General features: G+C 56.7%; 18 protein-coding genes and 1 pseudogene. 14 read left to right on the forward strand and 5 right to left on the reverse strand.

Going from position 1 to position 23,937, the window contains the following annotated elements; genetic code table 11:
- The first annotated feature begins 43 nt into the window (after positions 1 to 43).
- From EV681_RS12230 to EV681_RS12240, 3 genes and pseudogenes are all read left to right on the forward strand, one after another.
- Entirely contained in the window at positions 44 to 1,033 is a 990-nt protein-coding gene (locus tag EV681_RS12230) for a tripartite tricarboxylate transporter substrate binding protein BugE (RefSeq protein WP_128393206.1), read from the forward strand.
- A gap of 104 nt (positions 1,034 to 1,137) precedes the next feature.
- Positions 1,138 to 1,584: pseudogene (locus tag EV681_RS12235) on the forward strand (tripartite tricarboxylate transporter TctB family protein); the annotation flags it as partial.
- Positions 1,585 to 1,687: 103 nt separating this feature from the next.
- Positions 1,688 to 3,193 (forward strand): tripartite tricarboxylate transporter permease, encoded by a 1,506-nt coding sequence (locus tag EV681_RS12240; protein ID WP_128393204.1) that lies wholly within the window; start codon positions 1,688 to 1,690, stop codon positions 3,191 to 3,193.
- Between the two features lie 325 nt (positions 3,194 to 3,518).
- On the opposite strand, the gene EV681_RS12245 is transcribed toward EV681_RS12240, so the two are convergent.
- The gene (locus tag EV681_RS12245) at positions 3,519 to 4,265 is read right to left on the reverse strand and encodes an SDR family oxidoreductase (RefSeq protein ID WP_130304156.1); all 747 of its coding nucleotides are present in this window, start codon (positions 4,263 to 4,265) and stop codon (positions 3,519 to 3,521) included.
- Between the two features lie 191 nt (positions 4,266 to 4,456).
- On the opposite strand from EV681_RS12245, the gene EV681_RS12250 reads away from it, so the two are divergent.
- Positions 4,457 to 5,242, forward strand: coding sequence for an IclR family transcriptional regulator (locus EV681_RS12250; protein ID WP_128393202.1), 786 nt, complete (start codon positions 4,457 to 4,459; stop codon positions 5,240 to 5,242).
- Between the two features lie 103 nt (positions 5,243 to 5,345).
- On the opposite strand, the gene EV681_RS12255 is transcribed toward EV681_RS12250, so the two are convergent.
- Positions 5,346 to 7,829: a membrane-bound PQQ-dependent dehydrogenase, glucose/quinate/shikimate family gene (locus EV681_RS12255; protein WP_130304157.1), complete on the reverse strand. Its 2,484-nt coding sequence runs from the start codon at positions 7,827 to 7,829 to the stop codon at positions 5,346 to 5,348.
- Positions 7,830 to 8,130: 301 nt separating this feature from the next.
- On the reverse strand, positions 8,131 to 9,564 hold the full coding sequence (locus tag EV681_RS12260; RefSeq protein WP_130304158.1) for an NAD-dependent succinate-semialdehyde dehydrogenase: 1,434 nt from the start codon (positions 9,562 to 9,564) through the stop codon (positions 8,131 to 8,133).
- A gap of 338 nt (positions 9,565 to 9,902) precedes the next feature.
- On the opposite strand from EV681_RS12260, the gene EV681_RS12265 reads away from it, so the two are divergent.
- The 5 genes from EV681_RS12265 to EV681_RS12285 all read left to right on the forward strand — a co-directional run bounded on the left by EV681_RS12265 (position 9,903) and on the right by EV681_RS12285 (position 15,275).
- Positions 9,903 to 10,583 (forward strand): response regulator, encoded by a 681-nt coding sequence (locus tag EV681_RS12265; RefSeq protein ID WP_128393199.1) that lies wholly within the window; start codon positions 9,903 to 9,905, stop codon positions 10,581 to 10,583.
- The gene (locus tag EV681_RS12270) at positions 10,580 to 11,995 is read left to right on the forward strand and encodes a sensor histidine kinase (protein ID WP_128393198.1); all 1,416 of its coding nucleotides are present in this window, start codon (positions 10,580 to 10,582) and stop codon (positions 11,993 to 11,995) included. The genes EV681_RS12265 and EV681_RS12270 overlap by 4 nt, the downstream gene beginning before the upstream one ends.
- A gap of 222 nt (positions 11,996 to 12,217) precedes the next feature.
- On the forward strand, positions 12,218 to 13,213 hold the full coding sequence (locus EV681_RS12275) for a Bug family tripartite tricarboxylate transporter substrate binding protein (RefSeq protein WP_128393197.1): 996 nt from the start codon (positions 12,218 to 12,220) through the stop codon (positions 13,211 to 13,213).
- A gap of 86 nt (positions 13,214 to 13,299) precedes the next feature.
- Entirely contained in the window at positions 13,300 to 13,737 is a 438-nt protein-coding gene (locus tag EV681_RS12280) for a tripartite tricarboxylate transporter TctB family protein (RefSeq protein WP_128393196.1), read from the forward strand.
- Entirely contained in the window at positions 13,734 to 15,275 is a 1,542-nt protein-coding gene (locus EV681_RS12285; protein WP_128393195.1) for a tripartite tricarboxylate transporter permease, read from the forward strand. The genes EV681_RS12280 and EV681_RS12285 overlap by 4 nt, the downstream gene beginning before the upstream one ends.
- A gap of 139 nt (positions 15,276 to 15,414) precedes the next feature.
- Here EV681_RS12285 and hutG read toward each other — a convergent pair whose 3' ends face one another.
- Complete coding sequence (hutG, locus tag EV681_RS12290) at positions 15,415 to 16,212, reverse strand: N-formylglutamate deformylase (RefSeq protein ID WP_130304159.1); 798 nt, start codon at positions 16,210 to 16,212, stop codon at positions 15,415 to 15,417.
- 30 nt (positions 16,213 to 16,242) lie between these two features.
- Positions 16,243 to 17,832 carry a gamma-glutamyltransferase family protein gene (locus EV681_RS12295; protein WP_128393193.1) on the reverse strand — a complete coding sequence of 530 codons (1,590 nt, stop codon included), beginning with the start codon at positions 17,830 to 17,832 and terminating at the stop codon, positions 16,243 to 16,245.
- 312 nt (positions 17,833 to 18,144) lie between these two features.
- Between EV681_RS12295 and EV681_RS12300 the strand changes: the two genes are divergently transcribed.
- From EV681_RS12300 to EV681_RS12320, 5 genes are all read left to right on the forward strand, one after another.
- Complete coding sequence (locus EV681_RS12300; protein ID WP_130304160.1) at positions 18,145 to 19,515, forward strand: aspartate aminotransferase family protein; 1,371 nt, start codon at positions 18,145 to 18,147, stop codon at positions 19,513 to 19,515.
- Between the two features lie 169 nt (positions 19,516 to 19,684).
- Positions 19,685 to 20,809, forward strand: a complete 1,125-nt coding sequence (locus tag EV681_RS12305) for an ABC transporter ATP-binding protein (RefSeq protein WP_128393191.1) — start codon at positions 19,685 to 19,687, stop codon at positions 20,807 to 20,809.
- Positions 20,810 to 20,834: 25 nt separating this feature from the next.
- Positions 20,835 to 21,896, forward strand: a complete 1,062-nt coding sequence (locus EV681_RS12310; RefSeq protein WP_128393190.1) for an ABC transporter substrate-binding protein — start codon at positions 20,835 to 20,837, stop codon at positions 21,894 to 21,896.
- Positions 21,896 to 23,074, forward strand: coding sequence for an ABC transporter permease (locus EV681_RS12315; RefSeq protein ID WP_242612237.1), 1,179 nt, complete (start codon positions 21,896 to 21,898; stop codon positions 23,072 to 23,074). Before EV681_RS12310 ends, EV681_RS12315 begins: the two co-directional genes overlap by 1 nt.
- Complete coding sequence (locus tag EV681_RS12320) at positions 23,075 to 23,911, forward strand: ABC transporter permease (RefSeq protein WP_130304161.1); 837 nt, start codon at positions 23,075 to 23,077, stop codon at positions 23,909 to 23,911. It begins immediately after the preceding gene.
- Positions 23,912 to 23,937 lie beyond the last annotated feature (26 nt).

The raw sequence follows: 23,937 nt of genomic DNA on the forward strand, positions 1-23,937 counted from the left end.
TCATCTGTAATGATGCCATCTCCGAGAATTCTATAACTAAGGAATGTCAATGAAAAAGCGTACCCTTTTTTCAGTTGTTGCATCCGCCCTTTGCCTGAGTGCCGTAGCTGTAGGCTCTGCACAGGCTGCGGATTATCCAAGTAAACCTATACGCGTCATTGTGCCGTTTGCACCAGGCGGCTCTACCGATATCGTTGCTCGCGTTGTTAGCGCAAAAATGAGTGATATCCTGGGCAAACCCATGGTCATCGAAAACAAAGGTGGCGCAGGCGGTGCACTGGGCGCAACTGAAGCGGCCCGCGCCAAACCAGATGGCTACACGCTGTCCATTGCCACCGTCTCTACCATGGCGGTCAATCCTGCGTGCAAACCCACCGGCCTGGGCTACGATGCGCTCAAAGATTTCGCACCCGTGGTCAACTTCGCCAATGTACCCAACATCCTGGAAGTGAACCCCAAGTTTCCTTCCAAAGACTTCAAGGCTTTTCTTGAAGAAGTCAAGGCCAATCCTGGCAAATTTTCCTATGGTTCTTCAGGCACCTGCGGCGTACTGCACCTGTTCGGAGAAGCCTTCAAGCAAACCACCCAAACCGATATTGTGCACGTGCCTTACCGTGGCTCGGGCCCTGCCGTAACCGACGCTGTCGGCGGACAGATACAAATCCTGTTCGACAATCTGCCTTCATCATTACCCCAGATCCAAGGTGGCAACCTGCGGCCAATGGCAATCGCCTGGAAAGAGCGTTTGCCTGCCCTCAAAGATGTACCCACTTTCGCTGAACTTGGTTACGAAAACCTGAATCAGCCCGTCTGGTATGGCCTTCTGGCCCCTGCCGGCACACCCAAGGAAGTGATCGATAAACTCAACAGTGCGGCTGTAGAAGCACTGAAAGATCCCAAAGTTGTTGAAGCACTGGAGAAACAGGGTGCATTTGCTTCCGGTAACTCGCCAGAAGAATTTGGCAAGGAAATCCAGCAACAATTCGATTGGGCCAAGGAAGTCGTCAAGAAAGGCAATATCAAGCTCGACTGACGCATCAGGCTGACCGTCAAGTGCAGTGGGGACTGGGCATCCCGGCTGCACCGTGACCGCAGCATTTCCTTGCGCAAAGTAAATTAAAAACGAAGGTTTAGTATATGCACATCAAAAGTCAACAGGATTTCTGGGCAGGAATCATGTTCGTCGTTATCGGAGTGGGCTTTGCCCTGTTCTCCGAATCGTATGACATGGGTACTCCAGCCCGCATGGGTCCGGGTTATTTCCCTTTCTGGCTGGGCGTCTGCCTGGCTCTGCTTGGCGCTATCGTCTTTATGAGCTCGCTGCGAGGCGAAGCTAAAGAAGACACCGATATCGGTCATTTCGACTGGGACATCCTTTTTCTGATCATTGGTTCGATTTCCATTTTCGCGCTCATGCTGGACCATCTGGGACTGTACATTTCGGTTCCATTGCTGATCATCTTCAGCAGCCTGGCCAGTCATGAATTCAGTATCAAAATCGCGATCTTCAATGCCATTTTCCTCACGCTGTTCACCTGGCTGGCGTTCATCAAGGGGCTTGGCCTGATTTTCCCCTTGCTGCCAGTCCCTTTCGGCGAATGGTCTCTGCTCGCGCAGATCTTCGTCCCTCTGTCACTCATTATTGCTGTTGTGACGCTGGCACGTCGTCTCAAAGGAAAATAACATTATGGAACTACTTGAACACTTGGCGCTGGGGTTTTCGGTCGCGTTTACGCCTGAAAATCTGCTTTATGCGCTGCTCGGATGTATTCTCGGAACATTGATCGGCGTATTGCCCGGTATCGGCCCTGTGCCTACCATTGCGATGCTGCTGCCGCTTACCTATGTTCTGCCTCCTGTTGCCGGTTTGATTATGCTTGCCGGTATTTACTACGGCTCCCAGTACGGGGGGTCAACCACGGCTATTCTGGTGGCGCTACCGGGGGAAACCTCGGCGGTGGTCACGGTGCTCGATGGTCACCAGATGGCCAAGAACGGGCGAGCGGGGGCGGCGCTGTCGATCGCTGCGCTGGGCTCTTTCTTTGCCGGCTGCTTTGCAACGGTCCTGCTGGCCGCGTTCGCGCCACCACTGGCTGAAGTCGCCTTCAAGTTCGGGCCTGCGGAGTATTTCTCGCTCATGGTACTGGGTCTGATCGGCGCTGTGGTGCTCGCTTCTGGTTCGCTGCCCAAAGCCATCTGTATGATTCTGTTGGGTCTGCTGCTGGGTATGGTAGGGACCGATGTGAACTCGGGCGTGGCCCGCTTTGACTTCGGCATTCCCGAACTGCAGGACGGCATTGACTTTGCTGTGGTTGCCATGGGTGTTTTCGGTCTGGCCGAAATCATGAACAACTTGGCGCAAAAGGAAAATCGCGTCAACATTACCGACAAAATCGGCAGCCTGTATCCGAACAAGCAGGAATTCAAGGAAGCGGCGCCAGCCGTCCTGCGCGGTACGCTGCTGGGTTCAGCGCTGGGTATTCTGCCTGGGGGCGGCGCCGTATTGTCGTCCTTTGCCTCCTATACGATGGAGAAAAAGCTTTCCAAAAATCCGGAACGCTTTGGCAAGGGCCACCCCGCCGGTCTGGCCGGCCCTGAGTCTGCCAACAACGCCGCTGCGCAAACCTCGTTCATTCCGCTACTCACATTGGGTATTCCGGGTAACGCGGTAACGGCGCTGATGGTGGGTGCGATGACCATTCACAATATTCAGCCTGGCCCGCAGGTCATGAGCAGCAACCCCGATCTGTTCTGGGGTCTGATCGTGTCCATGTGGATCGGTAACATGATGCTGGTGATCCTGAACCTGCCGCTGGTTGGTCTGTGGGTCAAACTGCTCAAAGTGCCTTACCGCATGCTGTTCCCGGCCATTGTGCTGTTCTGCTCGATTGGTGTGTACTCGTTGAACTACAACGTGTTCGATATCTACATCATGGCTATCTTCGGCATCATCGGCTATTTCTGGACCAAGCTCAAATGCGAGGGCGCGCCGTTGTTGCTGGGACTGGTATTGGGCCCGATGATGGAAGAGAACTTCCGTCGTGCCCTGCTGCTGTCAAGGGGTGATTTCACTACCTTTGTCACACGACCGCTGTCCATGTCACTGCTTATTGCAGCTGCCATTCTTGTGGTGATCGTTGCCATCCCATCGATCCGTAAGAAACGCGAGGAAACCTTCGTCGAAGAAGACTAACCCCGCATTCTGAAAGAATAATCCCCGCCCGGGCCTGTCGTTAAAAACAACAGGATCCGATCAGGCGGGGATTTTTTATTGGTGTTTGAAAATGGCCTGGACAATAACGCCAATGGCCTGAAGCAATAAAAACAATAAAGCGTGCTCACCTGACGGTTGGCACGCTTTATTGTTTTTTAAACGAGCGTCACTTGCAAGGCAGTTGCCCGTCTGTCTATGTAATGTACAGCCCGGGCGTTACTGCTGTGTGGTGGACAGCAAAGGGTTCTCTTGGACTGGTGATCGTTCTCAATAGTTGCCGGTTCTGAAGATCCGGCATAAATAATTACAGTGACCAGCCGCCATCGATAATCTGTGTGGTGCCGGTGGTGTAAATGGATTCATCGGACGCCAGGTACAAGGCCAGATAAGCAATCTCTTCAGGACGGCCGACGCGGCCGATAGGCTGGCGCGATACAAAGTTGGCACGCATCTCATCTTCAGATGTGCCGTATTTTTTGGCCTGGCCGGCAATCCGGTCCTTGAGCGACGGAGATTCCACGGTGCCCGGGCAGATTGCATTGCAACGAATACCCTGGCCGACGTAGTCGGCTGCTACCGCCTTGGTCAGCCCGATCACTGCCGCCTTGGTGGTGCCGTAGACAAAGCGGTTAGGCACGCCTTTGACACTTGATGCGGCAGAGGCCATATTGATGATGGATCCCTGTTTTTTCTCAAGCATGCCGGGCAGGAAGGTGCGAATCATGTGATACATGGAGGTCACATTCAGATCAAAGGAAAAGTTCCAGTCCTTGGGTTCGCATCCCAGAATATTGCCATCATGCACATACCCGGCGCAATTGAACAGGGCATCCACGGCGCCGATTTCCTTGTGCAGCGCTGCAATCTGCTCGGGCTTGGTGACGTCCAGCTTGCGCGTTTCGCAACCTTTGAGTTCGGCCAGCAGTGCCTCGTTGATATCGGTGGCATACACTTTGGCGCCTTCGCTGACGAACAGTTCCGCTGTCGCCCTGCCGATGCCCTGGCCTGCTGCTGTGATAAGTACGGTTTTTCCTGCCAGACGCTGTCCCATGGGGGATCCTCCTTTCGTTTTCATTAATAAAAGTTGTTTTGATATATAAACAAAGTTATCTTACCGGAATAGTTGGAGCGCTTCAATCTTCGTCGTCTATCTGTCACTGAGGATTTACCCCAACGCCCGGTCGGCCCTTGGCAAAACCTCGTATACTCTGGCATCACTTTTATTAGTAAAACATTATTTTTATGACTGGAAAGACGCCCGCCACCAACCCATCGCGTTATTCGGCGCCCGCGCTGGAAAAAGGAATGGCCATTCTTGAAGTGCTGAGCGAGAGCACCCACGGCTGCACCATGAATGAACTGAGTGCCAGGCTTGGACGCTCGGTCAGTGAGATTTTCCGCATGGTGATTGTGCTGGAAAAGCTCGGCTATATTGCCGCCGATACAAGCGATCGTTACGCGCTGACATTGCGGCTGTTTCATCTGGCCCACCGGCATTATCCGGTTCGCCAGTTAACCGAATGCGCTCTGCCGCTGTTGCAGGAGCTGGCGGTGCGCTGCCAGCAGTCCTGTCATCTGAGCATTTACCGCCAGGGCCGACTGGTGATCATCGCCCAAGTGGATAGCCCGGCCAGGTGGTCGCTCAGTCTTAAACTGGGAACTGAAATGGGGTTGGGCGATACCTCTTCAGGACAGGTGCTGCTGGCGTTTTGCGATGACGAGGAACGCGCGCGCATGCTGCAGAATCATGTTCCGACAGACGGCGAACTCATCCTGCCCGAGGAGCAATTACGCCGGCAACTGGCCAAGGTCAGGAAAACGGGATACTCGGTCATGAAAAGCCGGCAAATCCAGGGCGTGACCAATGTGGCAGCGCCTGTGCGCAATGAGCACGGGCAGGTTATTGCTGCCATCAATGTGCCGCATATTGCGCGTATCGATGCCCTGCATACGCCCTCGGCAGACGCCATCCGTCCGATGCTACTGGATACCGCAGAACGCATCTCGCGCCGGCTGGGGCATGAATAACGCGAACAGGGGGGGGGTACGGACTGTATGTATCGGTAAGTAAAGAAAGGGACTCTGTCGCCAGCCATGTTCGCTGCGGCAGAGTCCCTGATGCACCGGCCGGTTACTGCGCCAGTTTGTAGGCCATGACGTAGTCACCCAGTTTGGTGCCGACCGACCCATGGCCGCCAGCAACCAGTACGACCATCTGCTCATTTTTACTGTTCAGATAGGTCATGGGAGTTGCCTGTCCGCCAGCGGGCAGCCGGGCGTTCCACAGTACCTTGCCGGTCGTCAGATCGTAGGCCCGCAGATAATCATCCACGGCAGCGCCCATGAAGACCACGCCGGAGCCGGTGATCATCGGGCCGCCAATGCCCGGTACGCCCATGGTTATGGGCAGTGGCAGTGGTGACAGGTCGCGAATGGTACCGTTTTTGTGTTGCCATGCCGTTTGGCCGGTGCGCAAGTCTACCCCGGCCACATAGCCCCAGGGCGGTTGCTGGCAAGGTACGCCAAGTGGCGACAGGAACGGATGCATATTGACAGCATACGGCGCGCCCTCATTGCTATTGACGCCCTGTTCACCCACGTTCATCTGCACATCTTTACCCAGTTCTTCCTTGGGCACAAGCTGTGACACGAACGCCAGGTGCAGCGGCATGCCGAACATGACCTGGCGTTTTGGATCGACCGCGATCCCGCCCCAGTTAAAGGCGCCGAAGTTGCCCGGATACACAATCGTTCCCTGCAGTGAGGGCGGCGTGTACTGGCCTTCGTAGCGCAGGGACTTGAACTGAATGCGGCACCACAGCTGATCAAACGGTGTACCACCCCACATTTTGCCTTCGGTCAGGGGATCGGGCTTGAAGTTCAATGCCGATTCCGGTTGTGTTGGCGCGCTATGCTCGCCTTTAATCGTGCCTTGTGGCGCCTGCACTTCGCGTACCGGCAACACGGCCTCGCCGGTACGACGGTCCAGCACGAAAATATCACCCTGTTTGGTGGGCACAACCATGGACGGCACCACGCCGCCGGCGGTGCTGATGTCCATCAGGCTGGGCTGCGCGGGTGAATCCATGTCCCACAGGTCGTGGTGAATGAACTGGTGAACCCATTTTGCCTGGCCGTTGTTCAGGTCCAGTGCGACCACCGACGTTGCATATTTTTCCTCATGCTCGTTGCGGTATTGGCCCAGTTGATCGGGCGTGCGGTTACCCATGGGGAAATACACCAAACCCAGTTTCTCGTCGACACTGCCGACAGACCAGCTGTTGGGCGAGCTGACCGTGTATTTCTGATCCGGATTGTTCGGATCAAATGGTGCCGTATCGTCGGGGTTGCCCGAGTCCCAGTTCCACAACAGCTTGCCGGTGCGAGCGTCATAGGCCCGGATTACGCCGGAGGGCGAGTTGATATCATAGTTATCATTGACTGCACCGGCCACCACGATTTTGCCATCGGCAACCACCGGTGGGGAGGTGGAATAATAATACCCGTGCTGCTTGAACGGCATATTGTGGGTCAAATCAAGTTCACCGTTATCGGCAAAATCCTTGCAGACTTCGCCAGTTTGCGGATCCAGCGCGATCAGCTTGGCTGTGGCTGTTGGCAGAAACAGGCGGGTGCTGCAAGCGGCGCCGGAGTCGGCAGTTGTTGCAGGCGTAGCGGTGGCGGGTGCAGGTGTGGCACCTGTCGCGGCAGCCTGGCCATTGTCGGCCGTTGCCGTTGTGGTCTCGCCTGCTGTAGGCGCTGCAGCGTCCGTTGCGGCGCCGTCACCGGCCCAGTAGGACAGGCCGCGGCAGGTCTGGTGCTGGCGCTGGCCATCGGCCACCACATCGGCCTTGTATTCCCATTTTTTCTCGCCGGTATCGGCATCCAGTGCAATCGCCCAGTTATGCGGTGTGCATAGATAAAGCGTATTGCCTATCTTGATTGGCGTTGCCTGGTAGGTGAACTCATTGGTATCGCCTTCAAGCTTGACGTCTCCCGTCTGATAGGACCAGGCCAGCTTCAGCTTGCTCACGTTGTCCGGCGTTATCTGGTCCAGCGGCGAATAGCGCTGGCCATAACCCGTGCGGCCATAGGCGTGCCAGTCTTTATCACCGGTTTGGGCGTTGTTGCCCATGTCCGGCTCAGCACTTACTACGGCATCAGGCAGTTGCCCGTCGATTTCATGCGTTGGGTTGGCGATACTGCCCAGCGTGCCGATCGCAATCACGACTGTGATAACAGCGAGCACGGCCTTGGAGTTGGTGGCCTCGTTGGCGGCCATGCGACGATCGGACTCAAGACGGCTGCGCAGCGGACGCGCAACACCGGGCAACAGCAGGATAAGGCCGAGAATCAGGAAAAAACCCAGACGGGCAGCCAACGGCCACCAGTCATAGCCGGATTCGAAAAACGCCCATACGGCGGTGCCGATCAGAAAGGCAGCGTATAGCACGAGTGCGAAAGGGCGGCGCTTGAACAGAAGAAATGCCGTGATCAGCAGGACAATACCCGCAGACACATAATAGATGCTGCCCCCAAGTGACAACAGCCAGCCGCCTCCGGCGGCAAGTGCCAGGCCGGATAGTAGCGTGAGTAATGCCGCGATGGCGTTCATGATCTGCTCCGTTTGTTGATAATACATTTGTCATAGACACTATGCTCACTTACAACATGTCCTGAAAACAAAGCAGCAGGCATGGCCAGCACTGTGTCAGATGCGATTTTGTCATTCTAGCACTGCTGTAAGTCAAATAACCGGGTCGTGAGCGCGGACATTCGTTCCCATATGTTAATTGGCGTGGGCCACAACGGCCGGCCATAAAAAACCGGCGCCCCTTGCGGGAGCGCCGGTCATATACCAACAGCAAATGCACGACATCATTTTGACCAGGCTGCAAGAGCCGGGTCAGCACTCATCAGATCTGGGTAATGAATTTGGTTACCAGATAACCGTCAAAGGTTTCAGTACCGCCTTCGCTGCCGATGCCGCTGTCCTTGACGCCACCAAACGGCGTTTCGGGCAGAGCGACGCCGAAGTGGTTGATGTTGACCATGCCCGCTTCGATTTCATTGGATGCCTTGGTGGCGGTCTGCAATGATGTGGTGAACACATATGAAGAAAGGCCGAAAGGCAGGCTGTTGGCACGCTTGATTACTTCCTCCGTATCGGAAAAACGCACCACCGGCGCGATCGGGCCAAACGGCTCTTCGGTCATCAGGCGGGACTCGTCACTGATATTGGTGACAACAGTCGGTGGGAAGAAGTATCCCTGCCCGCCCAGCGGATCGCCGCCCAGTTCAATGGTCGCGCCCCCCTTGCGGGCATCTTCGACGAAAGAGGAAATGGCGCCCACACGACGCTCATGCGCCAGCGGTCCCATTTCCGTGTCCTTGGCCGTGCCATCACCTACCTTGACACCCTTGAGCGTCTCGACAAATACCGAAAGGAACTGGTCATAGGCCTTTTCCTGAACGTAGAAACGAGTCGGGGAGATGCACACCTGGCCGGCGTTGCGGATCTTGAATTTGGCCAGCATTTTGGCTGCTTTTGGAATATCCGCATCGTCAAACACCAGCACCGGAGAGTGTCCGCCCAGTTCCATTGTGATGCGTTTCATGTGAGCGCCGGCCAGCGCGGCCAGTTGCTTGCCCACAGGAACAGAACCGGTGAATGATACTTTGCGCACGATCGGTGAGCGGATCAGGTAATCGGATACTTTTGGCGGATCGCCCCAGACAATGTTCAAAATGCCTTTGGGCAGGCCGGCGTCATGGAAAATGCGGGCGATGGCCATCACGGCACTGGGTGCGTCTTCCGGACCCTTCAGGATGATGGTGCAACCTGCGCCGATAGCAGCGGAAATTTTGCGGATCGCCTGATTGAATGGAAAGTTCCATGGCGTGAAGGCAGCGCATACACCAATGGGTTCGCGCACGACCAGCTGGCGTACTGCCGGGTTGCGTGGCGGTACGATACGGCCATAAATGCGGCGGCATTCCTCGGCATGCCAGTCGCAATGATCGGCGCAACTGACGATCTCGCCGACGGCCTCGGCCAGTGGCTTGCCCTGGTCACGTGTCAGATTCAGGCCGATATCCTGGGCCCGTTCACGCGCAAGTTCAGCTGCCTTGCGCAAAATGGCCGAACGATCCATGGGAGAGCTGTGCCGCCAGGTCTGGAAGGCGCGATCTGCTGCTTTGAGGGCGCGATCCAGGTCTGCTTCGCTGGCGTGCGGCAATTGCGCCAGTACCTCGCCGGTAGCGGGGTTGACGACATCCTGCGTGGTACGACCGTCTCCTGAAAGAAACTCACCATCAATGTAAAGACTGAGTGCTTCATACTGGCTCATTGCTTATCCTTTCTGTGTCTATGGTATTTATATAAAAATGCGCCGCACCATCGCAAGCGACGGTACCGCATAAGGTTGGTTTTTTATATTCTTGTGCCTATCCCGATAATAAACGGACTGGCGCAATTTTGCATGCGCAGCACGTGGTAATGAAATATTTTTCATCCGATCTTCCACCGACCGGCTTGCGGGCAAACCCAAAAAGGCCGCCTTTTGCACTTGCCCGGGTCCGTTGCCAGACCGTGCAAGACAGTTGCAGTTCATGGCTCCAGGGTTCATAATCGCCCCATCCAATCTCCTTCTGCCTCCCGGGCGTATGCCTGTGCTGTATCGTAACAATGAGAATATTACTTGTAGAAGACGAACCGTCCCTGGCCAAATGGCTTGCCAAAAGCCTGGCGCGCTATGCAGGTTTTATCGTCGAATGGGCTGACGATGGGCTGTTGGCGGTGCGACGTCTGGAGCTTGAGGAGTATGATGCGGTGATTCTGGACCTGGGCCTGCCGGGGCTGGACGGCGCCGGCGTGCTGGCGCGCATGCGGGCACGCGACGATCGCACGCCCGTGCTGGTTTTGACTGCGCGCGACTCCCTGAACCAGCGCATTGATCTGCTGCATCAGGGCGCCGATGATTTTCTGGCCAAGCCTTTTGAAATGGGCGAGCTGGAAGCGCGCCTGACGGCGCTGATCCGGCGCAGTCGTGGCAAAAGCCGTCCGCGGTTGCTATTGGGCAACCTGTCCCTGGACGCGGGCCTGCAGCAGTTTTATCTGGCCGACCAGCCGCTGGCGCTGTCGCCCCGGGAAACCGCCGTATTGCGTGTGCTGATGCAACGTAGTGGCGAACCGGTGAGCAAGCAATCCATTCTGGACCGGGTCGTGGCCGACGATAAGGAAGTCAATCTGGAAGCCATTGAAGTGATCGTGCATCGCCTGCGCAAGAAACTGGCCGATAGCGGCACGCAAATTGTCACGGTGCGTGGCGTGGGTTACAGCCTGGAAGCATTGGCGGCGCAGGCATGAAGCTGTTTTCGCGCAGCCTCAAATCCATTTTGCTATGGCTGCTGGTGCCGGCGCTTTTGCTTACCATGCTGACCGCCCTGGGATTGTCGAGCAAGGACCTGCGCAAGCAAATTACAGTGGCCTACGATCGCTCCCTGGTCGGCGCGCTCAATTCACTGAACCATAACATCTCTACCCAAAGTGGCGGGCTCTCGCTGGAGCAGCCCTACACTCTGCTGGAGTTTTACGAGCTGACGGCCAATGCCGACGTATTTTTCAAGATTGCCGCCGACGACGGCCTGTCGGTTATTGGCAATGCCGATCTGCCGATGCCGGAAATGGCTCTGGAGTCGGGCAAAGCCTATTTTTTCGATACTGTTTATCTGGGCGAGCCGGTGCGCTCGGTGGTCATGGCGCGCGAAGCCGTGCCGCCCCTGTACGGCGATAAAAGCGTACGCATCATCATTCAGGTTGCCGAAGGCATTGGCGATAGGGAATCCTTTATCAACCGCATGTTATGGCGCTCGGTAGGGCGGGATCTGCTGCTCATTGCCGTTGTGATGATCATTGTGATCGTCGGTATTGTTTTCGCCGTACGGCCGCTGGAGCGCCTGCGCTACGAGATGCGCTCGCGCACCCTCAATGATCTGCGGCCGGTAAGCACAGAGGGGATGCCCAAAGAGGTCAAGCCGCTGGTCAATGCGATCAACCAGCACATGCAGCGCTATACCGAGCAGGCGGGCCGCCAGCGCCAGTTTCTGGATGACGCTTCGCATCAGCTGAAAACTCCGTTGGCTGTGCTCAAGACACAGCTGGATTACGCCTTGCGTGAATCGGACCCGCAGGAAGTGCGCGAGGTGCTGCTGTCCATGCATGAAGGGGTGGATCGAGCCATCCGCATGACCAGCCAGATGCTGGCGTTGGCGCGCGTGCGCGATTCGCTGGATACCCAGGTCTGGCAAGATAGCGCCCCGGTTGATCTGGGTGCAGTGGTCAATGAACTGGTGCGCGATCTGTGGCCGGTCATACGCGAGCGACGCATTGACCTGGAAGTCATGCCGCCCGATACCCCGCTGTACGTGCGCGGGGTTGCCTGGTTGTTGCAGGAAGCGTTGCGTAACGTGCTGGATAATGCCATTCGCTATTGTCCGCAACAGGGGACGGTCGCAATTTCGCTGGTGCGCCTGGACGATACGACGGCCCAGGTCGTGGTCGAAGATAATGGCCCGGGGATGTCCGAAGAGGACAGGCAGAAAGCCGGCACCCGCTTCCGGCGGGGCAAGGCGGGCAAACATTTGCCCGGAGCCGGCCTGGGGCTGGCCATTGTCAGCACCATCTTGCAAATGCATCAGGCCCGGATGGTTCTCGAGCCTGGCGAGCGGCTCAAGGGCTTGCGTGTGCGCCTAGTGTTTACCCTTAATTTGACGCCTTAAACGGCATTGCCGCCGTTTTTGAAAGGCAATCGAAAGGTTCCATCTGTAAGGTACGCAAAGTTCATTGGTCCCGTGCGTCGCGGCGGTTGCGCAACGCGCAGGGCGGGTTTTGCCAGGATTTGGTGCGCGCATGTGCGCCAGAGCAACAGGCAGAACCGAACGGCTGGTCAGGCTGCAGGCCCGGCCAATTCCTACCATTTAATTATAAAGATGAGACTAACCATGCGTTCTTCTTTCCTGTCCCGAGCCTTCGGTGCTTCTGTCATTGCTGCTCAGCTTGCGATTGCACCGGCCGCGTTTGCCGACGAACCCCGTCGTCCTGAATGTATTGCACCGGCCCAGCCGGGTGGTGGTTTTGACCTGACCTGCCGTCTGGCGCAGGAAGGCCTCAAACAGAGTGGCGCCCTCAAGTCCGCGATGCGCATCGTGTATATGCCCGGTGGCATTGGCGCTGTTGCCTACAATAACGTGGTTGCACAAAAACCGTCTGAAGGCGGCAATATTGTGGCGTTTTCGGGCGGCTCATTGCTCAATCTGGCCCAGGGCAAGTTCGGCAAGTACAACGAAAACGATGTCCGCTGGCTTGCCGCCGTGGGTACCGATTACGGCGTGGCTGTCGTACGCGATGATTCTCCCTATAAAGATCTGAAATCGCTAATGCAGGCGTTCAAGGATGATCCGACCAAGATCGTGCTTGGCGCCGGTGGCACCGTAGGCAGTCAGGACTGGATGAAGGCGGCGCTCACGGCCAAGGCAGCGGGCGTGGATTACAAGAAGATGCGTTTTGTCGCCTTTGAAGGGGGCGGCGAGTCTGTCACCGCACTGCGTGGCGGCCATATTCAAGCCTATATGGGTGATGCGGCAGAAGCCTTCACCATGCTCGAAGGCGGCGCGCCCATCAGAGTGCTGGCCGTATTCAACGACAAGCGTCTGGAAGGCAAGTTCAAGGACGTACCCACCGCCAAGGAACAGGGCTTTGATATTCAGTGGCCGATTATTCGCGGTTACTATGTCGGCCCCAAAGTGTCCGACGCAGATTACACCTTCTGGCTTGATGCTTTCAAGAAGATGACTGGCGATCCGGGCTTTGCCAAACTGCGCGAACAGCAGGGCCTGTTTCCCTTTGACAAAACCGGTCCCGAGCTGGACGCCTACGTTAAGCAACAGGTTGCCGAGTACCGGAAACTGGCCGATTCCTTTGGCCTGATGAAAAAATAACAGTGCCGCCTGACCGCTGCCGCCAGTACACGCGGGCAGCGGCCGGCGCTGACGCGCTGTGACAATCTCTGTCTGGAACTACCACCATGAATGATCGCATATTGGGGATTGTATCCCTGGGGCTTGCCATATTCCTGACCATCTTCGGCTGGAACCTGCATGCACCCGTTTCCTACGAGCCCGTGGGCCCGCGCGCCTTTCCGTTGCTCATTGCGCTGGTCATCGGCCTGTGCGGGCTGTGGCTTATTTACAAAAACGAATTTACCGCCGAGGCCAATCCGCCCGGCGCCAATAGCCGCATTTTCCTGATGGTGCTGGTTGCCATGGGTTACGCATTCCTGTTTCAATGGCTCGGCTTCATTATTGCTACCGCGCTCATGACTGTGCTGGTCGGTCGCCTGTTCGGCGGTGCCTGGATCAAGTGTCTGATCGGCGGCGTTGTCATGGGTATTTTGTTTTTCCTGCTGTTTGATCGCGCGCTTGATGTCGTGCTGCCAACAGGTATTCTGGAGGGCTTGCTATGAGCGGCTTACTCGATCATTTATCTATCGGTTTCGGTGTTGCACTGACCTGGAGTAATCTGCTCATTGCGGCGGTCGGCGCTTTCCTTGGTACGCTGGTGGGCGTGCTGCCCGGCCTGGGACCCATCAATGGCGTAGCCATGTTGATTCCGTTGGCATTTGCCATGAACTTTCCGCCTGAATCTGCCCTGATTCTGCTGGCGGCCGTCTATGTAGGCGCTGAATATGGCGGGCGGATTACATCGATTCTGCTCAACGTACCTGGTGAAGCCAGTGCGATCATGACCACGCTTGATGGCTATCCGCTGGCGCGCCAGGGCCTGGCCAATGTCGCGCTGTCGTTGTCTGCCTGGTCTGCTTTCTTCGGCGCCATGGTTTCGGTGGTCGGCATTATGCTGCTGGCGCCGATGCTGGCGCGCTGGGCCCTGGCTTTTGGCCCGCCCGAGTATTTTGTCCTGATGATTTTTTCGTTTTGCTGCCTGACCAGCCTGCTGGGTAAAAAACCGGTCAAGGGAACGCTGGCGGCCATGCTGGGTCTGGCCATTTCTGTGGTTGGCGTGGATGCCAACTCCGGGGTCTATCGCTATACGTTTGACTCGGTGCATCTGGCCGATGGCATCGAGTTCGTGGTCGTCGTGATTGCGCTGTTTGCAGTGGCCGAGCTACTTGAAATGCTTGAGAAGGTCATGGGCGGACAGCACGTGGAAGTCGATTCCAGTGGCCGTAAAATGTTCAATCTGAAAGAGCTGGCCTTTACCTGGTGGAGTGTCGTGCGCAGCTCCTTTGTCGGCTTTGTCGTGGGCGTACTGCCGGGTGCCGGTGCCAGTGTGGCCGCAGCGGTGGCCTATTCACAGGAAAAGCGCATCATCGAGGGCAAGGATCCCAATGCCAAGTTTGGTAAGGGCGATATGCGTGGCCTGGTTGCACCGGAAGCGGCAGCGACCGGCTCTGCCATCGGCTCCTTTGTGCCCATGCTGACCCTGGGGGTACCTGGTTCGGGCACCACGGCGGTGATGATGGGTGCGCTCACGCTGTATAACATTACGCCCGGTCCGGTGCTGTTTGAATCCAAACCCGAACTGGTGTGGGGGCTGATCGCATCGCTGTTTATTGCCAACGTCATGCTGTTTATCATGAACGTACCGATGGTGCGGGTGTTCTCCAAAGTGCTTGCCGTTCCTGGCTGGCTACTGGTCCCGGGCATTTTGTGCATCAGCTTTATCGGTGTGTATGCGATCAATGCAGGCAGTTTTGATCTGATGATGGTTGTGATAGTCGGCGTGATCGGTTACTGGTTGCGCAAGATGGAAATTCCCATGGCGCCGCTGGTGCTTGGGGTGGTGCTGGGCGACATGATGGAGCAAAACCTGCGCCGCGCCCTGTCCATTACCAATGGCGACGCCACGATCCTGGTTCAGAGCAATATCTCCATCGGCCTGTGGATCGCGTCGGCGGCGGTTGTGGTAGTGCCGTTGCTGTTGCGCAAGTTCAGTCGCAAAGGCAAAAAGCTGTTGGCGCAAGCCGCAGACGACGGTGAGTAAGCGGTACTGATCGTACTGTGCCGCAGTATCAAAAAGGGGTGCCCGGTGGGGCGCCCCTTTTTGTTTGAGCAAGTAAAGCGTGATGGCCGTGGGTTATTTCATACGTCATAGGGTGACGGACTGCGCAACACGGAGCCAATCACATTTGTGCGTAGCGCAACGTGGTTTCCAGCGCCTGCTGCAGCAATGGGGTAACCCTGGCTGCCTTGGCCTGATCGTAGGCAAAGGGCCGGGACTCCTGCATATAGGCAATCTGGGTCAGTTCCAGTTGTACTGCGTGAATGCGCTCGGCCGGGTTGCCATACTGGCGGGTGATATAGCCGCCCTTGAAGCGACCATTGGCCGCAGCGGTAAACTGTCCATCCTGTTCGATCTGTTGCGCGAGCACCGAGCACAGTTGTGGATGCGCGCTTTGATTATTGGCGGTGCCGAAATTGAAGTCTGTCAGTTTGCCGGGAAAAAAACGGCTGATCTCGGAACGGATGGAATGCGCTTCCCACAGAACCGCAAACCCGTGTTCCTGCTTGATACGCTGCAGCTCTGTTTGCAGCGCCGTGTGATACGGCTCCCAGAACAATTGCCGACGCCGGATTTTTTCCTGCTCTGACGGTTCGCGCCCCGCCAGATAAAGTGGTTCCTTGTCAAAGGTGTCTACGGGACACAAGCCGGTGGTGTCCTGGCCCGGATACAGGTTCTCGTCATCGTGCGGGCGGTTCAGATCAATAATATAGCGCGAATAGACCGGCGTCAGAAAAGAGGCGCCGCCATCCCTGGCGAATCCGTAAAGCCGGTCCAGATGCCAGTCGGTATCATCCACGAATCCGGCCACTTGCGTGAAGTTCGTGGCAATCTGCGGATCCAGCCTGGTCCCCATGTGGGGAATGGAAATGAGCAGGGGGATAGCGCCTTGCTGCAGGGAAAAAATGGGTTCCGACATGGTTACTCCGTTGGGTCGTTCAACGTGGCTTCAGAAACCGACGGCCTGACCATCGCGGCGGGAGTCGGACGCTGCGTAATAGCCATGCTCTGCTTTATAAATAAGCTGTGCGGAGCCAAACTCAAGGCTGTCGGCAGCTGCGACGTCTACCCGGTGCCCACGCGCCTTCAGGCTCTGGATCACGGCCTCAGGCGTATGGGCTTCCAGATACACGATAGGACCGTTTTCCACGCGAAAGCGCGGCGCATCGCTCATGGCTTGCGGGTTTTGTGCGAATGCCCCCAGGCGCGCCACCATTTGCGCATGTCCCTGCGCCTGCATGCTGCCGCCCATGACGCCAAATGACATCAGCGGCTTGCCCTGGCGGGTGATAAAGCCGGGGATAATGGTGTGCATGGGTTTTTTCTTTGGTCCGACACAGTTGGCATGCCCCTGACGAACATTGAAGCCGCAGCCGCGGTTATGCAATGCAATGCCGGTGCCCGGGACAACCACGCCGGAGCCAAAGCCGTGATAATTGGACTGGATGAACGACACCATCGTGCCGTCCTGATCAGCGGCGGTCAGATAAACCGTACCGCCACTGGCAGGCATGCCGGCCGCCGGCGTCGACGCTTTGTCCATATTAATAAGGCGGGCGCGTTCCTTCAGATAGGCAGGCGACAACAGGTCTGCCGTGGTCATTGTCATATGGGCAGGATCGGCAATATGTTCATGCAGATCGGCAAACGCCAGTTTCATGGCCTCAACGCCCACATGATAAAAGTCGGGGCTGTCTACGCCCATGGATTCAAGATCGAACTGATCCAGGATGCCGACACCCATCAGGGCGGCAATACCCTGGCCATTGGGCGGAATCTCGTGCAGCGTCAGGTCACGAAAGTTGGCACTGATGGGCTCAACCCATTCTGCCGCAGCGCTGTCCATGTCGGCCGCAGTCAGATAGCCGCCGGTCTGCTCGGCAAAGGCAATGATTTTTTCGGCAAGTGCGCCGCGGTAGAAGCTTTCGCCGCGGGTCTGGGCAATGTCCTTCAGGGTCGCGGCCTGTTCAGGAAACGTCCATAACTGGCCGGCCGTGGGAAACCCGCCCTCAGGCATAAATGCCTGGGCAAAACCGGGCTGGTCCTTGCAGGTCTCGCCCTGTGCAGCCCAGATGCGTGCAATGGTCGGTGAAACCATAAAGCCCTGTTCCGCATAGCGGATGGCTGGTTCAAACAGCGCTTCAAAGGGCAATTTGCCGAATCGTTCCGACAGGGCACGCCAGCCGGCCACCTGCGTAGGTACGGTGACGGTGCCCCACCCCTTGCCGGGCATCGTCGGCTGGTCCTTGAACAGGTCATACGTCCATTTTTCGGGAGAGCGGCCACACGCGCTCAGTCCGTACAGTTTGCCTTCATGCCAGATCTGCACGAACAGATCGCCGCCAATACCGTTCATGACCGGTTCCACCACTGTCAGGGCGATCGCGGTAGCCAGCGCGCTGTCGACCGCGTTGCCGCCGCGGTAAAGCATGGACAGCCCGGCCTGCGCGGCCAGCGGTTGCGAAGTGCTGACAACATTGCGAGCAAAAACGGGCATTTTCTGTGAACGGTAAGGGAAGGACCAGTTTAAATCGGACATGGGAAATATTTCACTTCTGTTGAATGGAGGGAAGCAGCGCTCAAAAGCGATGCCATTTGTGTTATTTCATAATGAACATGATAATCATAGCTTATTATCAATGCACAACCGGCAGGACGCAGCGGGCCCCCGCATTTGCGTGAGCGGCCTGGCTACTTTGCCGGCCCACTCGCACGCGCTCAGGCGCTAGCCTGTGCCTGCTCTGCGACAATTCCTTTGGTGATTTCCCGGACAAAAGCCGGCGCGCTCGCCAAGCGGGCAGATAGCATGGATAATAACTATGAACCAGACGCAACCGATATTGGAGACACAATGAGCAATTCAATTTCACAGCAGGGCAGTGACGACATCGCCTTTCACATGCATCCCTACACCAATGCGATCACGCATGCGTCACAGGGGCCATTGGTTATCACCCGCGGTGATGGCATTTATGTGGAAGATGAAAACGGCAAAAAATACATCGAAGCCATGGCTGGCTTGTGGAGCGTTGCGGTCGGTTTCAGTGAGCAGCGACTGGTAGATGCCGCCATGCGCCAGATGCAGACGCTGCCGTTCTATCATTTGTTTACGCACAAAACGCATGAAGCCGCTGTCCGTTTTGCCAAAACCCTGATTGACCTGGCGCCGGTGCCGATGAGCAAGGTGTTCTTTACCAATTCCGGCTCAGAAGCCAACGATACGGTCATGAAACTTCTGTGGTATCGCTCCAATGCATTGGGCCAGCCGAACAAGAAAAAACTCATCGCCCGTCATAAGGGCTACCACGGTGTCACCATCGCATCGGCCAGCCTGACCGGCCTGCCGGGCAATCACAAAGGCTTTGACCTGCCCATTGAACGCGTATTGCATACGACATGTCCTCACTACTGGCGCGAAGGGCGGGACGGCGAAACCGAAGAGGAATTTGCCACCCGCATGGCGGCAGACCTGGAGGCGCTGATCCAGAAAGAAGGTCCCGATACCATCGCTGCCTTCTTTGCCGAACCGGTCATGGGCGCGGGCGGGGTCATTGTGCCGCCGAAAACCTATTGGGAAAAAATCCAGGCCGTGCTGAACAAATATGACGTGCTGCTGGTGGCCGACGAGGTCATTTGCGGGTTCGGACGCACCGGCAAAATGTTTGCCAGTGAAACCTATGACATCAAACCTGATGTGATGGTGCTGTCCAAACAGATTTCCTCTTCGTATCAGCCGCTGTCAGCCATATTGCTCAACAGCCGCATGTTTGATCCGATTGCAGACGAAAGCAACAAGCTTGGCGTGCTGGGGCATGGTTTTACAGCCGGCGGCCATCCGGTCGCGGTTGCCGTGGGCCAGGAAAACGTGAATATCATTCGCGAGAGAAATCTTGTACAAAATGCATCTGTGACAGGTGCGCATCTGCAGCAACGGCTTGCCGGCCTGAGTGATCATCCGCTGGTGGGCGAGGTGCGCGGAGTGGGGCTGATCGCGGGCGTAGAGCTGGTGACGGACAAAGCGGCCAAAACGGCATTGGCCAGTCCCGGGCAACTGGGCACCGCCGTTGGCCGCAAGCTGCAGGAACTGGGTGTGATTACGCGCAATATCGGCGATACCCTGGCGTTTTGCCCGCCGTTGATTATTACTGCCGAGCAGGTGGATACCCTGGTCGACGCGGTCACGCAGGCGCTGGATGCCACCCAGCAGTCGCTCAGGTCCTGAACCTGATCCACCCGGGCTGCAAACCTGACGGGGCGCAGCCAGGCAAACACATTTGAAATATTTCAGATGTGTTTGCCATGTGCAATACAATGATATGCGCCGGTTGGTGGCGGGGTCGTCGTAGGCGGGACCTGTCGCTGCATGAGTGATACTGGGAGAAGCAAGGCTTATGTCTGCAGCAATTGCGAATAACAACAATCCTCTGGTGCGTTTTAAGAACGTGCGCAAGAGTTACGATGGCAAAAACCAGGTTGTCAGGCACCTGAACCTGGATATCCGGCAAGGCGAGTTTCTGACGCTGCTGGGTCCTTCAGGATCGGGTAAAACCACCACGCTCATGATGCTGGCCGGTTTCGAGACGCCGACCTCCGGCACCATTGAACTGGCCGGCGAGCAAATAGATAACCTGCCGCCTCACAAACGTAATATCGGCATGGTCTTTCAGAATTACGCCCTGTTTCCGCATATGACGGTTCAGGAAAATGTGGCCTTTCCCCTCAAAGTGCGCAAATTTGATGCCGACGCGCAGCAAAAGAAAGTCAAAACGGCGTTGGCCATGGTGCAGCTCGATGGGATGGAAAAGCGTTATCCCGCGCAATTGTCTGGCGGGCAGCAGCAACGTGTGGCGCTGGCCCGGGCACTGGTCTTTGAGCCAGAGCTGGTGCTGATGGACGAACCGCTGGGGGCGCTGGACAAACAGTTGCGCGAACACATGCAACTGGAAATCAAACGGCTGCATGGCGAACTGGGTGTCACGGTCGTTTATGTGACGCATGATCAGGACGAGGCGTTGACCATGTCGGATCGCGTTGCCGTTTTCCATGACGGCATGGTCCAGCAAATTGGCTCTCCCCAGGATATATACGAAACGCCTGACACCGCCTTTGTCGCCGGTTTTATCGGCGAGAACAATCGCACCCATGGCACCATTACGCAGGCCGGCGTGCGCCAGGCCACGGTCAACCTCGATAGCGGCATGCAACTGCAGGGCACGCAACAATTGGGAATGAAGGTCGGTGACCGTGTTTCAGTCTCCATTCGTCCCGAACGAATTGCGCTCAATCCGGCGGAAAATTCCACCGATGTGCGTTGTCAGGGCAAGGTACGGGAAGTCATTTATCTGGGAGATCACGTTCGTGTTCGACTGGTGATCAACGGCGATCCTGATTTTGTGGTGAAACAGCCGGTGTCACAGGTGCGGCAGAAAATAACGGTAGGCGATACAGTTGATCTGGGCTGGAATCACGAGTTTGTGCGGCTTCTGGATCCCATCGAGAAGACGGCAGCGGTATAACAACCTTTTATGTGGAGCGGACAAAATGAAAAAGACAACAATCAAAGCTGCAGTGTTGCGCACGGCGGCCATGGCCTGTCTGGGGTTGGGCATGAGCGGCGTGTATGCGGCCGATAGCCTGACACTGGTCTCCTTTGGCGGGGATAATAAAACCGCGCAGGAAAAAGCCTATTACGGACCGTATGAAAAGGCGACGGGCACCAAGATAACGGCTGCTGAATACAACGGAGAGCAAGCCAAGATCAAGGCCATGGTAGATACCAACAGCGTCAGCTGGGATGCGGTGGAAGTGGAAAGCCCCGAGCTGGTGCGCGGTTGCGAAGAGGGGCTGTTCGAACCCATCGACTGGGGTGTGATCGGCAACAAGGCCGATTTTATCGAGGCGGCGACCGACAAGGACTGCGGCGTGGGCATGTTTGTGTGGTCGGTCGCACTGTCCTACAATGCCGACAAATTCAAGGACAATGCCCCCAAAAGCTGGGCCGACTTCTGGGACGTGAAAAAATATCCCGGCAAGCGGGGCTTGCGCAAGGGCGCCAAGTACACACTTGAAATTGCCCTGATGGCCGATGGCGTACCGCCCAAAGAAGTGTACAAAGTGCTGGCGACGCCGGAAGGCGTGGATCGCGCCTTTGCCAAGCTCGATCAGCTCAAGCCCAATATCCAGTGGTGGGAATCCGGTGCGCAGCCTGCACAGTATCTGGTGTCCGGCGATGTAGTCATGACCTCTGCCTATAACGGCAGGATCTCGCAGGCGACCCGCGAAGGTAAAAATCTAAAAGTGGTCTGGGATGGCAGCGTCTACGACCTGGACTATTGGGCGATTCCCAAAGGCGGCGCCAACAAGGCAGAGACAATGAAATTTATCGCCTTTGCCAGCAAGCCTGAAACACAGAAAGTGTATGCTGAAAATATCGCTTATGGCGCCGTCAATAAAAACGCAATCGGGCTGATCGACAAGAAATACCTGGCCGATATGCCGACTGCCCCGGATAATGAAAAGAATGCCATTGCACTGGATGTGAACTTCTGGATCGATAACGGTGTTTCTCTGGAGCAGCGTTATAACGCCTGGGTTGCCAAATAATGGCTGGGCCACGCAAGGCGCTCTGGCTGGTTATGCCGCTGCTGCTGTTTCTGCTGCTGACCTTTGTGGCGCCGATCGCTTCGTTTCTGGGCAAAAGCGTGGCCAATCCCGAGGTGGTCACGGTCCTGCCGGCCACCGTCAAAGCACTTAACAAGTGGGAGCCGGGTACGCCGGTAGATGAAGATATGTACCGTGCCCTGGCCGATGATCTGGCCCGGGCGCGGGCCGAGCAGGCCATGGGCCCGCTGATGCAGCGGCTCAATTTCGAGCAGGCGGGGTTTCGCACGCTGATTGCCAAAACAGCACGCAGGCTGCCTTTCAAGATAGATCCGCCCAGTTTCCAGAAAGCGTTTGAAGAGATTGACCCGCGTTGGTCGGATCAGGATTATTGGGGCATATTGAAAAACAATGCCCGCGCGCAAACGCCATACTATCTGCTGACCGCCCTGGATCTCAGACAGGCTCCCGATGGCAGCATCCAGGCGGCACCGCCGGACCAGGGCATTTTCAAGGCCATTTATTTGCGCACGTTCTGGATGGCTGCCGTGGTCACGCTGGTGGCGCTGGTGCTGGCTTATCCGCTGGCCTATCTGCTGGCGCGCTTGCCGGCGCGCACCAGCAACCTGTTGATGATTCTGGTGTTGCTGCCGTTCTGGACCTCGTTGTTGGTGCGTACGGCGGCATGGATCGTGCTATTGCAAAATGGCGGCCTGATCAATCGCCTACTGATACAGATCGGGCTCATCGATGCGCCGATGCAATTGGTGTTCAACCGTCTGGGCGTCTATATTGCCATGGTACACATCATGCTTCCGTTCATGATCCTGCCTTTATATAGTGTGATGAAAGGCATTTCTCCTACCTATATGCGTGCGGCCGTGTCTCTCGGCTGCCATCCCTTGCGCAGTTTCTGGGCGGTGTACTTTCCGCAGACGCTGCCCGGCATTGGCGCAGGCTGTCTGCTGGTCTTCATTACGGCAATTGGCTATTACATTACACCCGCACTGCTGGGCGGACCGAAAGATCAGATGATCAGCTACTTTATTGCCTTCTATACCAACGGCACCATCAATTGGGGCCTGGCCGGGGCGTTGGCGGCCATGCTGCTGCTGGCGACATTGATACTGTATGCGGTCTACAGCCGGTTAAGCGGCTCGACCCGCCTGGGGGTGGCCTAAATGGCGCAGGAAAATACCATTCGCACGCCGTCCGAGCGCATCTGGCGCGTACTGCACTGGCTGCTGGCCATCCTGGTGTTGCTGTTTCTGATTGTGCCGGTGCTGGTCATTGTCCCGTTGTCCTTCAACGACAGTTCCTTTCTGGTGTATCCGCTCAGTGGTTTTTCCCTGCGCTGGTATGAGAATTTTTTCCAGTCGCCTGAATGGATGCTTGGCCTGAAAAATACGCTGATTGTCGCGCCGCTGGCGACGGTGATTGCCACGGTATTGGGAACGGCGGCCGCGCTGGCGCTGTACCGGGCGCGTTTTCCGGGCAAGGGGCTATTGCTGGCGTTGCTGATTTCTCCCATGGTCGTGCCGGTTGTCATCCTGGGTGTAGCTGCCTATCTGTTTTTCGCACCAATGGGCCTGGCCAATAATCTGGGCTTGCTGGTGGTCATGCATGCGGTGCTGGGTGCGCCCTTTGTGCTGATCACCGTGATGGCCACGCTCGAGGGTTACGATACCAATCTTGCAAGGGCGGCGGCCAGCCTGGGTGCCCCTCCCTTGTATGTGTTCCGTCGGGTCACGCTGCCGCTGATTGCGCCTGGCGTGATCTCGGGGGCGCTGTTCGCTTTTGGCACCTCTTTCGATGAAGTGGTCATGACGCTGTTCATTGCGGGCCCTGACCAGTACACCTTGCCGCGCGTCATGTTCAGCGGGATCCGCGAGAATCTGAATCCGACGATCGCTGCCGCAGCGACATTGCTGATTCTGTTTTCGGTCGCCATGCTGCTGACGCTGGAATGGCTGCGGCGCCGGGCAGAAAAGCTGCGCATGGCGATGCCCCAGGCATAAAACGACATTGCAGCCGAGCGCTTGAT

Source organism: Advenella incenata, from assembly GCF_004217095.1.
GTDB lineage: Bacteria > Pseudomonadota > Gammaproteobacteria > Burkholderiales > Burkholderiaceae_B > Advenella > Advenella incenata.

Excerpts from the sequence above, each read along its gene's own strand:
- EV681_RS12250 (WP_128393202.1), top strand. The coding sequence starts at position 4,457 with ATGACTGGAAAGACGCCCGCCACCAACCCATCGCGTTATTCGGCGCCC.
- EV681_RS12300 (WP_130304160.1), top strand. The coding sequence starts at position 18,145 with ATGAGCAATTCAATTTCACAGCAGGGCAGTGACGACATCGCCTTTCAC.
- EV681_RS12270 (WP_128393198.1), top strand. The coding sequence starts at position 10,580 with ATGAAGCTGTTTTCGCGCAGCCTCAAATCCATTTTGCTATGGCTGCTG.
- EV681_RS12245 (WP_130304156.1), bottom strand. The coding sequence starts at position 4,265 with ATGGGACAGCGTCTGGCAGGAAAAACCGTACTTATCACAGCAGCAGGC.
- EV681_RS12265 (WP_128393199.1), top strand. The coding sequence starts at position 9,903 with ATGAGAATATTACTTGTAGAAGACGAACCGTCCCTGGCCAAATGGCTT.
- EV681_RS12295 (WP_128393193.1), bottom strand. The coding sequence starts at position 17,832 with ATGTCCGATTTAAACTGGTCCTTCCCTTACCGTTCACAGAAAATGCCC.
- EV681_RS12275 (WP_128393197.1), top strand. The coding sequence starts at position 12,218 with ATGCGTTCTTCTTTCCTGTCCCGAGCCTTCGGTGCTTCTGTCATTGCT.
- EV681_RS12315 (WP_242612237.1), top strand. The coding sequence starts at position 21,896 with ATGGCTGGGCCACGCAAGGCGCTCTGGCTGGTTATGCCGCTGCTGCTG.
- EV681_RS12240 (WP_128393204.1), top strand. The coding sequence starts at position 1,688 with ATGGAACTACTTGAACACTTGGCGCTGGGGTTTTCGGTCGCGTTTACG.
- EV681_RS12285 (WP_128393195.1), top strand. The coding sequence starts at position 13,734 with ATGAGCGGCTTACTCGATCATTTATCTATCGGTTTCGGTGTTGCACTG.
- EV681_RS12255 (WP_130304157.1), bottom strand. The coding sequence starts at position 7,829 with ATGAACGCCATCGCGGCATTACTCACGCTACTATCCGGCCTGGCACTT.
- EV681_RS12320 (WP_130304161.1), top strand. The coding sequence starts at position 23,075 with ATGGCGCAGGAAAATACCATTCGCACGCCGTCCGAGCGCATCTGGCGC.
- EV681_RS12260 (WP_130304158.1), bottom strand. The coding sequence starts at position 9,564 with ATGAGCCAGTATGAAGCACTCAGTCTTTACATTGATGGTGAGTTTCTT.
- EV681_RS12305 (WP_128393191.1), top strand. The coding sequence starts at position 19,685 with ATGTCTGCAGCAATTGCGAATAACAACAATCCTCTGGTGCGTTTTAAG.
- EV681_RS12280 (WP_128393196.1), top strand. The coding sequence starts at position 13,300 with ATGAATGATCGCATATTGGGGATTGTATCCCTGGGGCTTGCCATATTC.
- EV681_RS12310 (WP_128393190.1), top strand. The coding sequence starts at position 20,835 with ATGAAAAAGACAACAATCAAAGCTGCAGTGTTGCGCACGGCGGCCATG.
- hutG (WP_130304159.1), bottom strand. The coding sequence starts at position 16,212 with ATGTCGGAACCCATTTTTTCCCTGCAGCAAGGCGCTATCCCCCTGCTC.
- EV681_RS12230 (WP_128393206.1), top strand. The coding sequence starts at position 44 with ATGTCAATGAAAAAGCGTACCCTTTTTTCAGTTGTTGCATCCGCCCTT.